Source organism: Streptomyces sp. SID486, from assembly GCF_009865385.1.
Classification (GTDB): domain Bacteria; phylum Actinomycetota; class Actinomycetes; order Streptomycetales; family Streptomycetaceae; genus Streptomyces.
The window spans coordinates 1-252 of record NZ_WWJT01000654.1; the positions used below are offsets into that span (position 1 = coordinate 1).

Sequence of the window (252 nt, forward strand, 5' to 3'; positions counted from 1 at the left end):
GAGACCTCGAGCAGCGGCTCGTCGGCCTCGACGGAGTCGCCCACCGACTTCAGCCAGCGGGTGACGGTGCCCTCGGTGACGGACTCGCCGAGCGCGGGCAGGACCACGTCCGTGCCCTCGGCGGAGCCGCCGCCGGAGGCGGCCTCGGCGGTCGGGGCCGGGGCGGGGGCGGCCTGCTCGGTGGACGGTGCGGCCTGAGCCGGCTCGGCGGCCGGGGCGGGCTCGGCGGCCGGGGCCGGAGCCTCCTCGGCG

The 252-nt window shown here is 81.0% G+C and carries 1 protein-coding gene; it reads right to left on the reverse strand.

Annotated elements, in window-relative coordinates; all coding sequences use genetic code 11:
* The coding region (locus GT045_RS30380; RefSeq protein ID WP_345942802.1) for a biotin/lipoyl-containing protein at window positions 1-252 on the reverse strand (252 nt) is incomplete at both ends.